Source organism: Pelagimonas sp. (genome assembly GCF_058892305.1).
This window is the reverse complement of record NZ_JBZXVN010000007.1, coordinates 44,324-58,043: the sequence shown is the minus strand read 5'-3', so window position 1 is coordinate 58,043 and position 13,720 is coordinate 44,324. Positions and strand designations below refer to the sequence as shown.

The following is a 13,720-nucleotide window of genomic DNA, read 5'->3' as shown; positions in this document are numbered from 1 at the left end:
CCCCTTTGTCAGCACCAAAGCCCCAGATCAAAACGATTTCGGCCTCATCAATAAGGCACATTGATCCATCGTGTGTTTTTGCGCCCCTTGCCCTAGCCTCAGAGGGCTTTTCGCTAAATTCCACACTGGCAAAACGCCAGACCTCGACTCTCGGATTGGCGGCCTCGGCTGCGATCCAACCCTGAAAGGCCCGGCCACATGGCGGACACGCGGACATCTCCTTTTGCAGCCTACAGCGTTGCCAACCTGAGCCAAAAGGCACAGGAGCTTTTTCCGGGCGTCGCGGTGTCTTTGCTCGTCGCGGTTGCGGCTAAATTCCTATCTGAACATTACGCCACCCCCGCCATGTTGATGGCTTTGCTGCTCGGGATTGCGGTCCATTTTCTGGCCGAAGACGAAAAATGCGCCCCCGGTATCGCCTTTTCGGCCCGCACCGTTCTGCGTGTTGGGGTGGCGTTCTTAGGCGCGCGTATCAGCATCGACTTGCTTGTCGGGCTTGGTGGTCCGCTGATCGCGCTGGTGATCGGTGGCGTTTTGGCGACCATCGCCTTTGGCCTCGCGGTTGGGCGGTTCTTTGGTCACAAATGGCGGTTTTCGTTGCTGACGGCGGGGTCCGTTGCCATCTGTGGGGCAAGTGCCGCCATGGCCATCGGCGCTATTCTGCCCCGCGATGAGCGTTCCGAAGAACGGCTTATTTTCACGGTTGTCGGCGTTACTGTTTTGTCCACCTTGGCGATGATCCTATACCCAATCTTGGCCGAAATGCTGGCATTGAACACGACCGAAGCCGGGGTGTTCATTGGCGGCACAATTCATGACGTGGCCCAAGTTGTCGGTGCCGGGTTTTCGATCTCTGTCGAAACTGGCGATACCGCGACCTTGGTTAAACTGATCCGCGTTGCCATGTTGGCCCCGGTTGTCCTTGTTGCCTCCATCGCGATCCGCTCGATGGCGTCGGCGACACCGGGTGAAACCCGCCCGCCGCTTTTACCGGTCTTTGTGCTGGCCTTCCTCATCCTCGCTGGCCTGAATTCGGCGCATCTTATCCCGGCTGCATTGGCAGAATTTCTAAGCCAAGCATCACGTTGGCTTTTGCTGATCGCCATCGCCGCCGTGGGCATGAAAACCAACCTCAAACAGGTGCTTGGCGTCGGAGCCGCAGCCATTGCCCTGATTGTGGTCGAAACACTCTTTATCGGGGCTTTCATCCTTTTGGGGATCCGTCTCATCACCTGATCAAACCGCAGCAGAACAAGGGCGCCAGATGACATTCCAGCAACCTGAACTAGACACCAGCCCCAAGGTTTCGGACGAGGTCCGCAAAACCACTTGCTATATGTGCGCCTGTCGCTGCGGGATCAACGTGCACATGAAGGATGGAAAGGTCGCCTATATCGAAGGCAACCGCGACCATCCCGTGAACAAGGGCGTGCTCTGTGCCAAAGGGTCCGCTGGCATCATGCAACACAACGCGCCATCGCGGCTGCGCGCGCCGATGAAACGGGTCGGGCCGCGTGGCTCGGGTGAGTTCGAAGAGATCAGCTGGGACGAGGCCTTTGACATCGCGGCCTCTCATCTCGAACCTTTGCGTGAAAAGGCGCCCGAAAAACTCGCGTTTTTCACCGGTCGCGATCAATCTCAAAGCTTCACAAGCCTCTGGGCACAAAGTTTCGGTACGCCAAATTACGCGGCGCATGGCGGCTTTTGTTCGGTCAACATGGCGGCTGCGGGCATCTACACGATGGGTGGTGCATTCTGGGAATTTGGTCAGCCGGATTGGGAGCATACCAAGCTTTTCATGATTTTCGGCGTCGCCGAAGACCACGACAGCAACCCGATCAAGGCGGGCATCGGCAAAATCAAAGGTCGCGGTGCCAAGGTGATTGGCGTTAACCCGATCCGCTCGGGTTATAACGCGGTGGCCGACGAATGGGTTGGGATCACGCCGGGCACCGATGGGTTGTTCATCCTTTCGATGGTGCATGAGCTGCTCAAGGCGGGGCGGATCGACCTCGACTATCTGGCGCGCTACACCAATGCGCCGGTCCTTTTGGATTGCGATCCAAAATCGGACAACTTTGGCCTGTTCTTGCGCGATGACGATGGCAAACCACAGGTCATTGATCGCAAAACCAAAGAGCTGGTTGCCTTTGACAAACCCGGTATCATGCCCGACCTAACCGGCCATATCCGCCGCGCCGGTGTCACGCACCATGCCGTTATGCATCAGATGGCGGAAAAGTACCTTGATCCGCAATATGCGCCCGAAGCAGTGGCCGAACGCTGTGGCATCCCCGCGACCCGCATTCGCGCACTGGCCGCTGAACTTGCCCGTGTCGCCTTCGAAGAGCCTGTGGTTCTTGATCGCGAATGGACAGATTTCCGGGGTGAAACCCACGCTCAAATGATTGGTCGTCCGGTATCCTTCCATTCCATGCGCGGAATTTCGGCGCATTCGAACGGGTTCCAAACCTGCCGTGCCCTGCACGTTCTGCAAATCTTGCTTGGTGCGGTCGAAACCCCCGGTGGGTTCCGCTTCAAACCGCCCTATCCCAAACCGGTCGAGGCCCACCCCAAACCCCATTGCGGTGTGGTTCCCGGCCAACCGCTTGACGGTCCTCATCTCGGATTTGTGCGCGGCCCCGAGGACTTGATGCTCAACAAGGACGGTAGCGCCGCCCGCATCGACAAAGCCTTTACCTGGGAAAACCCGATGTCCTCGCACGGGTTGATGCATATGGTGATCGCCAATGCCCACGCCGGTGATCCGTATAAGATCGACACGCTGTTCCTTTATATGGCGAACATGTCGTGGAATTCGTCGATGAATACGTCCGGCGTCATGAAGATGCTCACGGACAAGGATGAAAACGGCAATTACGTCATTCCAAACATCATCTATTCCGACGCCTATAGTTCGGAAATGGTGGCCTATGCCGATCTAATCCTGCCCGATACCACCTATCTGGAACGGCATGATTGTATCTCGATGCTCGATCGCCCGATCTCCGAACCTGATGGTGCCGCCGATGCGATCCGCTGGCCGGTGGTCGAACCTGACCGCGATGTGCGCGGCTTCCAAACGGCGCTGATCCAGCTGGGGGTCAAACTTGGTCTCCCGGCCTTTATCAATGAAGACGGCAGCGCCAAATACACCGACTATGCCGATTACATCACCAATCACGAACGTAAGCCGGGCATCGGCCCGCTCACCGGTTGGCGCATCGGCGAAGACGGATTCAACACCGGGCGCGGCGCCCCGAATGACGCGCAACTGGATAGCTACATCGAAAACGGTGGCTTTCACGTTCATCACATCCCGGCCGAAGCCAGCTATTTCAAACCGTGGAACGCTGCCTATCAGGACTGGGCGGTTGATCTTGGCCTCTATGACGCGCCGACGCCCTATATATTTCAGCTCTATTCCGAACCGGTGCGCAAATTCCAACGCGCCGCCGAAGGCCACGGCGACCACCAGCCGCCCGATCACTTGCGCGAGCGCCTCAAAAAGGTCATGCAACCGCTGCCCGAATGGTACGAACCCTTCGAAGGCACCATGGTTGATCCCGACCGCTACCCGGTCCACGCTCTGACCCAACGTCCGATGGCGATGTATCACAGTTGGGGCACGCAAAACGCATGGCTGCGCCAGCTCCATGGCCGCAATCCGCTCTATTTGCCAACAAAACTGATGCGCGAACATGATTTGTCCGATGGCGATTGGGCGCGGGTAAGCTCGGCCCATGGGGAAATCACGGTGCCGGTCATGGAAATGGCAGCGCTCAACGAAAACACCGTCTGGACATGGAACGCCATTGGCAAACGCAAAGGCGCTTGGGCGCTCGACAATGACGCCCCCGAAGCCACCAAAGGGTTTTTGCTTAACCACCTGATCAACGAACTTTTGCCGCCGCGCGGTGATGGGCAACGTTGGGCTAATTCCGACCCGATCACCGGCCAAGCCGCGTGGTTTGACCTCAAGGTCCGGATCGAGAAAACCACGGCCCCGATTGAGGAAAGCCAACCCAGCGTGCCGCCGCAAAAATCCCCCGTCGGCCAAGGTCCAAAAGAACTGCGCTGGAAGGTGGGCAAATGATCCTATCGACTCAAATTGCCAAGAAAACTCCGGGGGTTCGGGGGCTGGCCCCCGTGCGCCACATCGCAACACAGCCAACACCGGAGGCCGACCAATGACCTCACTTCCCGAAACCACAACGCGCAAGCTTGGCCTTGTTATTGACCTTGATACCTGCGTCGGTTGCCATGCTTGTGTGATCTCCTGCAAAGGTTGGAACACTGAAAACTACGGGGCACCGCTTTCGGATCAAGACCCCTATGGGGGCGACCCGGTTGGCACCTTTCTCAACCGCGTCCATAGTTACGAGGTCCAGCCCGATCAGGGCGCTGCGCAATTGGTGCATTTCCCCAAATCCTGCCTGCATTGCGACGATGCCCCCTGCGTGACCGTTTGCCCGACCGGGGCAAGCTACAAGCGCGTCGAAGACGGCATCGTTTTGGTCAACGAAAGCGATTGTATCGGCTGTGGCCTTTGCGCGTGGTCCTGCCCTTATGGGGCCCGCGAACTCGACGCCGCCGAAGGGGTGATGAAAAAATGCACCCTCTGCGTTGACCGCATCTACAATGAAAACCTCCCCGAGGAAGATCGCGAACCGGCCTGCGTTCGGACCTGTCCGGCCGGGGCGCGCCACTTTGGTGATTTCGCCGATCCAGACAGCAACGTCTCGAAACTTAGCGCCGAACGCGGCGGCATGGATTTGATGCCCGAACAGGGCACCAAGCCGGTCAACAAATACCTGCCCCCACGTCCCAAAGACAGTTGGGAGGGCGAGGTCGACGTGCTTGCCCCATGGCTTGAACCCGTCGCACAGGAACCACAGGGCTTCCTTGGGTGGCTCGACAAAGCACTGGAGAAACTCTGATGCATCCAGCTCCCTCCGTTATCGTCTTTACCACCCTGTCCGGCCTAGGCCTTGGTTTGTTGTTCTGGCTGGGTATTGACCCCGACCCGAGCCGTGGCTGGGTTGGTTTTACCTTTTTCCTGATTGCCTTCGCCCTGACCATCGGCGGGCTCATGGCCTCAACCTTTCACCTTGGTCGCCCGGAACGCGCGCTCAAGGCATTTAGCCAGTGGCGCTCAAGCTGGCTTAGCCGCGAGGCATGGGCCGCCGTATCCGCCCTTGTTTTGATGGGGCTTTATGGTTTCTTCCTGATCATCTTCGACACGCATATCGCCATCTTGGGCTGGCTCGGGGCGTTGGCTTGTTTGGCGACGGTCGGCACCACGTCGATGATCTATACCCAGCTTAAAACCGTGCCGCGCTGGCACCATTGGTCAACGCCGATCTTGTTCTTTGCGCTGTCGCTTGGCGGCGGCGCGCTCTTGGCGGGCAAAATCTCAACTGCGATTTTCCTGATCGCGGTTGCCGGTTGCGTTCAGGCCTATTGGTTCTGGCAGGGGGATCAACGTTTTGACGAGGCTGGTTCGACCATGGGGACCGCCACCGGCCTTGGTGATCGTGGCAAGGTCCGCGCCTTTGAACCGCCTCACACCGGCACCAACTATCTGCTCAACGAATTTGTCTATGTGGTCGGGCGCAAGCATGGCGATAAACTACGCCTGATTGCTTTGGGCCTGATGGCGGTTTTGCCGTTGCTTATCTTGCTGACAAACCCGCATCACCTCTTGGCTATCATTGCGGTCTTGTCGCATCTGGCCGGGGTTGTTGTGGCGCGTTGGTTGTTCTTTGCGCAGGCCGAACACGTTGTTGGCCTCTATTACGGCAAACGTTAACGGAGACGCGAGGGCCGGCGTGTTGCACCGTGCCGTGCTGCCGTTAGGGTGCATAAAACCTTGGGGGCGGTGTGATGAAGTTCAACCATGTTGGTATTCCGACGACAGATCGGTTTGAGGGCGAAATTCCTCTGCCTGATCTGGCGATGACGGTCAGCGATCACAAGAACAATCCGTTCGGCATTCAATGGCAGCGCTACGATGATGGCGCGCCCTATCCCGATCTGGTCAAAACCGTTGCCCATGTGGCGTTTGAGGTCCAAGACCTTGCCACCGCGCTATTGGGCCAAAAGGTCATCATAGAACCCAATGATCCAATTCCGGGCCTAACCGTCGCCTTTATTGAGGTCAACGGTGCCCCGGTCGAACTGATGCAGATCGACCGGGAGGTTTGCCAAGAGGACATTTAGGGGCTTTATGTCTTCTTCTTGTCGGTACCCAAGGTCTCTTTCAACCAATCGCCACCGTCGTCGATTTTATCTTCAACGCTCTGGACAACCGGGGCAATCCGCTTGGCTTGGAAGCGTTTCCAACGCACCCGAACGGCCCAGAAAAGAGCGAACAAGGTCACAAGGACCGCAATGTTCATCCAAGGAATGATGCGCGTGTCGGGGCTTTCGACGTCGCGCACGGACAAAGCATTTGGGAAGATCGAGATAAACTCGTTGCGCCACCCATAGTGACGAACGGCAACCCAACGCGGTGCGTCGGCGGTCGACTTCATGTCGCTTGCCTCGGCATAGAGGTTGGAGGTGTCGAACTTGAAGTACGGTGGCCAGCCCCAACCTGTGTCTTCGTTGCGATAGACCATGATGTCGCCATCAACATCGACCGTCTGGATAAAGAACACGTCGCGTGTCGGTAGCGTCCCGTCGCTGCCCACATCGGCCTGCGCCCAAAACAGGCTGTTTTCACCGGGATCAACACGCTTTTCATAGGTGTCGGTGATCCGCACGATGTCATGTTGGGGTAGGGTGTAGTGTAAAAAGGCCGCGACAAAGACCCAAAACACGATGATAAACGCCCATTTTATATATGCCATACCCAGCCCCTCTTAGTGGAAATTCGTCAGATAGATGATGATCGCCACAATGCAGATTGGCAGCCCATAGACCAGCGCAAACAGCGACCAGCGCCGCAGTTTTTGATGTTTTTCAAGGCCTGCGTCGACATATGTGTCCAAATCACCGGGTTGCCCGACATCGTGCCATTCGTCTTCGAGCTCGGCGCGTTTTTGCGCGCGCAGCCGGAGCAGGGTGATCACGTAAACCACCGACAGCACCACCAGCCCGATTATCAACAAACGCCCAAGCGCGACCATGGCTTTCCCCTTCACCTAGTCAGGTGATAGCAGGTTTGGCCAAATTCAACCATGTGGCGGGTTACCAAGTGTTGGTTTTCCAGCGGCGTGGCGTTGTGGACGCAACAAGGGCAAGGATCGGCCCCCAAATCACCCCGGCTTTGGCCCCCAAGGTAAGAAAATGCCGTGTGCCATCGGAGTTGGAAAACAGCAGTTGGGCAACCTGCGGATTTTCCAATCGGTAAAGAAGGGCAAATCCGATGGCCGACGCAAGCCACAAGAACACCGCCGAGATCACAACCAAAACGGCCATACCGGGCAGGGTCTCGGGTAAAAACGGCTCGATCACACGCGGGATCGCCACGGCCAAAACCATCAAGGCCAAGCTGGGAAGGGCAAGTTCCAGAAACATGATCGAAAGATGGGGCCGATGCGCGGGGCGGTCAAGCGGGTGTTAGGCGCGCAACGTGAAATCCGGTGTCATGCGGATGAGGTCCGCGTTGGTTCCGGGCGTCAAATGTCCGGCGTCCAATCCGGCCAATTTCGCCGGAACGGATGTTGCTGCGCGCAGCGCATCGTCTAGCGGAACGCCCACCTCTTGTACCATCACACGTATCGCAGTGACCAAATCCAGATCGGCCCCCGCCAAGGTGCCATCTTCCAGCGTCAAACGCCCGTCGCGGCGCAACACCTTGCGCCCGTCAATTTCAAAACTCTGCGCGCTGCTACCCGCACAAGCCATTGAATCACTTACAAGGAAAATCTCACCCGGCCCTTGTTTGGCATCCCATGCCGCGCGGATCGTTGCCGGATGCACATGAATGGCATCAGCAATCAGCCCGGCGGACAAATCGCCATGGGCGAGCGCCGCGCCAACCAATCCGGGTTCGCGATTGCCCATCTGGCTCATCGCATTGAACAAATGCGTGACACAGCGCGCCCCGGCCTGAACATACTCTGAACAGGTGGCGAAATCTGCGTTGCTATGGCCCAATGAGACAACCGCCCCCGCCCCGGCAAGCGCTGCGACCTGGTCCAAGCTAACATTTTCCGGCGCAACGGTGATCATCAATGCGGGCAAGTCACGGGCCGCGGCAAGCAAGGCGTCCAAATCCCCCGGCTCCATCTCTCGGATCAACCCGGCGGAATGCGCACCCTTGCGGGTGACCGACAAATGCGGCCCCTCAAGGTGCAATCCGGCGATGCCCGGCACGCCTTCGGCGATCGCTGCTTTGGCCGCGTCAATGGCGGCGCGCGTCTGGTCGGCGGTGTCGGTGATCAGCGTTGGCAAAATTGACGTCGCGCCCAAACCAACATGTGCCCGACCCATGCGCCGAAGGGTTTCGACCTCAGGCGCGTCATTGAACATGATCCCATCGCCGCCATTGACCTGAAGATCAACAAAGCCGGGCGACAAAACATCACCGCCCAACTCAACCACATCACCAGCCACGCCATCCCCCCGGTCCGGTTCCAGCGCAACAATTGTGTCACCGGCAACAATCAACCGGTGATCCATTAGCATCTGGTCGCCGTCAAAAATCGGGCCGCCGCGGAAAATCTGGCGCGTCTGGGTCATACCGTTTCGGTCACTTTATTTAGGTGGCGCGGTGCATCCGGGTTGATATTGCGCGCGGTCGAGACCTTTTCGACCATCGTGTAAAACGACACAATGGTTGAAATCGGATCGGTGAGCCAATGATCGGTACGTTGATGCGGCAAACAGATGGCTTTCTTGGCTTTTTTGCTGGTGACAAAGGCCAGAGCGCCTTTTTCGGTCAACGCATCAGCGACCTCAATCAACGACTCTTCGGCGGCATCACTTGCGGCAAACCCGATCACCGGGAACCCGCGTTCCACGATCGACACCGGGCCATGCATAACCTCAGCCGAAGAATAGCTTTCGGCGTGAATTTGACAGGTTTCCTTGAACTTCAACGCCGCCTCATTCGAGATCGCAAAGGACGGCCCGCGCCCAAGCGTCAGAACCGATTGACCGGTGATCGCATTGGCCGCAACGGTCCAGTCACAGGCAATGGCTTTTTCCAAATGCTCGGGCAGGGCGCGAATGGCTTTGACCAACTCTTGGTCCCCTTTAAACTCGGCAAGCAACCATAGCCCGGCCACGAGCGAGGTCACAAATGTCTTGGTCGCGGCGACGCTAAGCTCGGGCCCGGCGCATATTGGCAAGGTCGCGGTTGCGGTGTTGGCAAGGGGCGACGTGGCATCATTGGTGATCGCGACGCTCGTGGCCCCGCCTTCGGTGATTGCCCGCGTAAGTTCGACAATGTCGGGGCTTTTGCCCGATTGTGATACCGAAATGCAGACCGCGTTTGGCACCCGAAGCTTGGCCCCATAAATCGACGCCACCGAAGGTCCGACCGACGCCATCGGAAGGCCCAGTTCCAATTCGCAGGCATATTTCAAAAAGGCACAGGCGTGGTCCGATGAGCCCCGCGCCACCGACATCAAAAACGGCACGTCATCGCCGATTTTACGGATCGCGGTTTCAATGGCGCCTGCGCCCGAAGACAAAAGACGATCAACCGCCGCCGGGATATCTTCGATCTCACGACGCATTTGGGTTTGTGTGGTGGACATGGTTAACCTCGCCCGTTGGAAGAGTTGGAGAGCCGCAATTCGGCAACAAAATCATACGCATCGCCGCGATAAAGCGACTGGGTGTATTCGGCCACGCGCCCGTTTTCGAGAAAAGAGGTGCGCTTGATACTCAGCCCGGCATTGCCTTCGGCCACGCCAAGTAGCTCGGCATCTTTGGCCGACAGGTTGATCGCCGAAATCTTTTGAACCGCGCGCACGGGGCGGTGTCCGCTGGCTTCGAGCAGCTCATAAAGCGATGTGGTGACTTCAAGCGGATTGGGTAGAATGTCCAAAGGCAAGGCGGCGCGTTCAATCGCCATCGGCCGCCCCCCTGCTTCGCGCAAACGGGTGATCCGCGCCACCGAGTCGCCGGTCGATAAGGCCAGCGCGATGACTTCGTCGGGCGAGGGCATGAAAATCCCGCGTTCCAACCAGCTTGACGTTGTTTCCATGCCGCGCCGGCTCATATCTTCGGTGAATGACGTCAGATGTGACAGGGATTGTTCAACCTTGGCCTCGGCTTCACGCACAAAGGAACCGGACCCCTGCCGTTGCACGATCAACCCTTTGCTGACCAGCTCATGGATGGCTTTGCGCACGGTGACCCGCGACAGATCGGTCATATCCGCCAATTCGCGTTCCGGAGGGAGCGAGCTATTGGCAGGCAAAACACCTTCGTCGATGCCCTGTTCCAAGCGGCGGCGCAGTTGAACATAGCGCGGGCCAGCGGTGGTCGAAAGCCAAGCGTCGGGGGCGAGAAACTCCGCAACTGTCATCCCGTGATCTCCTTTCTGAAGTCATGGGCCAGTGAAATGGCACCGTCGATTGGCGTGCCATTCGCCGGGGTCAGCGCCGCTTGCAGCGGGGCGTCAAAATAGGGGGCAAAGCTAGGGGCGATCCCGCCGGTGAGCATCACAGGCATGTCCGATGTCCATCCCAGATGTGTGAGCGCAAAGGCCAGCCGATCCGCCCCGCGTTGCATGATATTTTGTGCCAAAGGGTCGGCTTCGGCGGCGACTTTGGTAACCTGGGGTGCTAGGCGGCCAAATGCGGCGGCATCTGCGGCGGCGGCAAAGGCGACGATCTCGGTGGCATTGCCGAAATGATCCATCAAACCACGGGTCAGATCACTGGCCGGATGCAATCCATCCTGAACTTCGAGCGTCACCGACAACGCCAGCCGCCCAACCCATTGCGCCGAGGCCTCATCCCCCAAACGCGCACCCCAGCCACCGGCGAACCGGGCATGCCCATCAACTTGAACGGCTTGAAACGACCCGGTGCCGCAATGGATCAAGGCTCCATCTTGGCGACCAAGGGCACCACGCGCGGCGGGTGCCCGGTCTTCTTCGATTCGCACATGTTGAAACGGAAGGCGGTCGGCAACCTCTTGAGCTTTCTCAGCGCCGGTGACGCCGGCCAGCCCGAGGTAGCACGGAATGTTCAAAAGATCGGCTTCCTCGGTGCCTATCTCAGCGGCCAAGCCGTTCAATCCGCGCATGATTTGCGTGACGGACCCATCAAGGTCAGAGGTCACGTTGCAGCTGCCGGATTCAAACTGGAATCTTTGGCCGTTTACCTCACAGGCGACGCGGCATCGGGTGCCGCCACCATCAATGGCAAGTATCTCGGGTGGTCTGGTCATGATGCTACCTATATAATACCTTTATGGGAAATGAAAGGCCGAAAGAATACCAAGTTGCCGAAAATAGGGGGAAATGGGGTGGAAAAACCAATATGCGAAAAAATGGTAGACAATTGGTATTCAAAGGGTATGCTTATGGTCAACTGAGGGGGAATCGCGCTTTGACGCTCAAGACGGAACAGCTGCACGCACTTGCATCTACACTTGATGTCGCCACGCTTGATGCGGCGGCCGACGCGCTTGTGTCCAATCAGGTGGATGCGGCGGGTTGCGTTTCGGCCTGTCGCGACGTGATCCGTGCCGGTGCCAGCGCCATGGCGATAACACTTCGCAACGGTGGCACGCTTTACTATGTCGCGGCGGGGTCGTCGGGCCTGATGGTTGCCGCCGATGCGATGGAGCTTGGTGGCACGTTTGGTATTCCAGTGGCGCAGATCGAAATCCTCATGGCGGGCGGTGTCCCGACCACGGCGCATATGCCCGGTGATGTCGAGGATGAGGTCGACAAGCTGCCTGTCCTTCTCGCCAACATCTCGGATCGTGATTGCCTGATCGCCGTTACCGCCAGCGGCAGCACGCCCTACACATTGCGCGCCGCTGAATTGGCCCGTGCGGGCGGTGCGACCGTCATTGGTATCGCCAATAATTCACAGGCATTGTTGTTCGAAACCTCGGACCATGCCATCGCCCTCGACTCCCCGTCCGAAGTCCTTTCGGGATCGACCCGCATGGGCGCAGGGACAGCCCAGAAAATAGCGCTCAACACGCTGTCTACCCTCATGGGGGTTGAGCTGGGCCATGTTTATCAGGGGCTGATGGTCAATCTAAAGGCCGACAATATCAAGCTTTTGGCCCGAGCGCGCGGCATCGTGCGCCAAGTCACTCAGGTTGATGAGGCCACCGCAGCATCGGCTTTGACCCGCTCCGGCGGTGATGTCAAAATCGCCTGCCTTCTCGCTTTGGGTGCGCAATCACCCGAACTGGCCCGCGCCGCATTGATACGATCGCAGGGTCACCTTGGTCCCGCTATCGCGCGGCTACACTCACACGACACGATACCAAAATAACTGGGAGGAAAACCATGAAACGCAAGGCTCTACTATTGGCATTGGCCAGCACGGCCCTAACCGCGACAAGCGTGATGGCCGAGGATGTCACGCTTAACATCGAAAGCTGGCGCAACGATGACCTGACCCTGTGGCAGGACAAGATCATCCCGGCCTTTGAGGCCGCCAACCCCGGCATCAAGGTCAATTTCACCCCGTCGGCCCCAACCGAATACAACGCGGTTTTGAATTCCAAACTCGACGCTGGGTCCGCCGGTGATTTGATCACCTGTCGCCCATTTGACGCATCTCTGGCGCTTTATGATGCTGGTCATCTCGCCAACCTCGCCGACATGGAAGCCATGGGCAATTTCTCGGATGTGGCGAAATCTGCTTGGCAAACCGATGATGGCTCGGCAAGCTTCTGTGTGCCAATGGCCTCGGTTATCCACGGATTTATCTATAACAAAGAGGCCTTTAGCGAGGTCGGTGTCGAGGTTCCTACCACCGAAGCCGAGTTCTTTGCCGCTTTGGATGCCTTCCAAAAAGACGGCAACTATATCCCGATGGCCATGGGCACCAATGACCAGTGGGAAGCCGCCACAATGGGTTACAACAACATCGGTCCAAACTACTGGAAAGGTGAAGAAGGGCGTCTTGCGCTGATCAAAGGTGAGCAGAAGCTGACCGATGACGCATGGACCAAACCCTATGAAACATTGGCGAAATGGGCCCCTTATCTGGGCGACGGTTACGAGGCGCAAACCTATCCCGATAGCCAAAACCTCTTTACCCTTGGCCGTGCCGCGATCTATCCGGCGGGCAGCTGGGAAATCTCTGGTTTCAACACGCAGGCCGATTTCGAAATGGGTGCGTTCAAGGCCCCGGTCATGGCGGCTGGCGACACCTGCTACATTTCGGATCACACAGATATCGGCATCGGTATGAACGCTGCGACGGCCAACCCAGAGGCGGCCAAAGCCTTCCTGACTTGGGTGGCATCGCCTGAATTCGCGTCGATTTTTGGTAACGCCCTTCCGGGTTTCTTCCCGCTGTCCAACACACCTGTTGACCTCGAAGATCCGCTCGCCAAGGAATTTGTAAGCTGGCGCGGTGAATGCGAAAGCACCATCCGCTCCACCTATCAAATCCTGTCGCGTGGCACGCCGAACCTGGAAAATGACACCTGGGGCGCGTCCGTCGCCGCGATCAAAGGCACCTCGGCTCCGGCGGACCTTGGCGCCAAATTGCAAGACGGCCTCGCATCTTGGTACGCACCACAGCAGTAAATCCTCCCCTTAACTGCTGACGATCCG

General features: G+C 58.0%; 14 protein-coding genes. 7 read left to right on the top strand and 7 right to left on the bottom strand.

Annotated features, from left to right (window positions below; all coding sequences use genetic code 11):
• Positions 1-198 precede the first annotated feature (198 nt).
• The 5 genes from AC5EFR_RS03360 to AC5EFR_RS03340 all read left to right on the top strand — a co-directional run bounded on the left by AC5EFR_RS03360 (position 199) and on the right by AC5EFR_RS03340 (position 6,222).
• On the top strand, positions 199-1,236 hold the full coding sequence (locus tag AC5EFR_RS03360) for a YeiH family protein (protein WP_493574549.1): 1,038 nt from the start codon (positions 199-201) through the stop codon (positions 1,234-1,236).
• A 28-nt stretch (positions 1,237-1,264) separates the two neighbouring features.
• A complete protein-coding gene (locus AC5EFR_RS03355) occupies positions 1,265-4,096 on the top strand; it encodes a molybdopterin oxidoreductase family protein (protein ID WP_493574548.1) in 2,832 nt (943 codons plus the stop codon).
• Positions 4,097-4,190: 94 nt separating this feature from the next.
• Positions 4,191-4,940 carry a 4Fe-4S dicluster domain-containing protein gene (locus AC5EFR_RS03350; RefSeq protein WP_493574547.1) on the top strand — a complete coding sequence of 250 codons (750 nt, stop codon included), beginning with the start codon at positions 4,191-4,193 and terminating at the stop codon, positions 4,938-4,940.
• A complete protein-coding gene (locus AC5EFR_RS03345; RefSeq protein WP_299926947.1) occupies positions 4,940-5,812 on the top strand; it encodes a dimethyl sulfoxide reductase anchor subunit family protein in 873 nt (290 codons plus the stop codon). Before AC5EFR_RS03350 ends, AC5EFR_RS03345 begins: the two co-directional genes overlap by 1 nt.
• Before the next feature lie 74 nt (positions 5,813-5,886).
• Positions 5,887-6,222, top strand: a complete 336-nt coding sequence (locus AC5EFR_RS03340) for a VOC family protein (RefSeq protein WP_493574546.1) — start codon at positions 5,887-5,889, stop codon at positions 6,220-6,222.
• A gap of 5 nt (positions 6,223-6,227) precedes the next feature.
• On the opposite strand, the gene AC5EFR_RS03335 is transcribed toward AC5EFR_RS03340, so the two are convergent.
• From AC5EFR_RS03335 to AC5EFR_RS03305, 7 genes are read right to left on the bottom strand one after another with little or no spacing between them, the layout of a single operon-like run.
• The gene (locus AC5EFR_RS03335) at positions 6,228-6,854 is read right to left on the bottom strand and encodes a DUF1523 family protein (protein ID WP_493574545.1); all 627 of its coding nucleotides are present in this window, start codon (positions 6,852-6,854) and stop codon (positions 6,228-6,230) included.
• A gap of 12 nt (positions 6,855-6,866) precedes the next feature.
• Positions 6,867-7,148, bottom strand: coding sequence for a hypothetical protein (locus tag AC5EFR_RS03330; RefSeq protein WP_493574544.1), 282 nt, complete (start codon positions 7,146-7,148; stop codon positions 6,867-6,869).
• A 46-nt stretch (positions 7,149-7,194) separates the two neighbouring features.
• Positions 7,195-7,524, bottom strand: a complete 330-nt coding sequence (locus AC5EFR_RS03325; RefSeq protein ID WP_493574543.1) for a hypothetical protein — start codon at positions 7,522-7,524, stop codon at positions 7,195-7,197.
• 42 nt (positions 7,525-7,566) lie between these two features.
• Positions 7,567-8,691, bottom strand: a complete 1,125-nt coding sequence (gene nagA / locus AC5EFR_RS03320; protein WP_493574542.1) for an N-acetylglucosamine-6-phosphate deacetylase — start codon at positions 8,689-8,691, stop codon at positions 7,567-7,569.
• A complete protein-coding gene (locus tag AC5EFR_RS03315) occupies positions 8,688-9,713 on the bottom strand; it encodes an SIS domain-containing protein (protein ID WP_493574541.1) in 1,026 nt (341 codons plus the stop codon). Before AC5EFR_RS03315 ends, nagA begins: the two co-directional genes overlap by 4 nt.
• Positions 9,714-9,715: 2 nt before the next feature.
• Positions 9,716-10,489, bottom strand: coding sequence for a GntR family transcriptional regulator (locus AC5EFR_RS03310; protein ID WP_493574540.1), 774 nt, complete (start codon positions 10,487-10,489; stop codon positions 9,716-9,718).
• Positions 10,486-11,358: a glucosamine kinase nucleotide-binding domain-containing protein gene (locus AC5EFR_RS03305; RefSeq protein WP_493574539.1), complete on the bottom strand. Its 873-nt coding sequence runs from the start codon at positions 11,356-11,358 to the stop codon at positions 10,486-10,488. The genes AC5EFR_RS03310 and AC5EFR_RS03305 overlap by 4 nt, the downstream gene beginning before the upstream one ends.
• A gap of 161 nt (positions 11,359-11,519) precedes the next feature.
• Between AC5EFR_RS03305 and AC5EFR_RS03300 the strand changes: the two genes are divergently transcribed.
• Positions 11,520-12,425, top strand: a complete 906-nt coding sequence (locus AC5EFR_RS03300) for an N-acetylmuramic acid 6-phosphate etherase (RefSeq protein WP_493574538.1) — start codon at positions 11,520-11,522, stop codon at positions 12,423-12,425.
• Positions 12,426-12,439: 14 nt separating this feature from the next.
• Positions 12,440-13,693, top strand: coding sequence for an ABC transporter substrate-binding protein (locus tag AC5EFR_RS03295; protein WP_493574537.1), 1,254 nt, complete (start codon positions 12,440-12,442; stop codon positions 13,691-13,693).
• Positions 13,694-13,720: the final 27 nt, after the last annotated feature.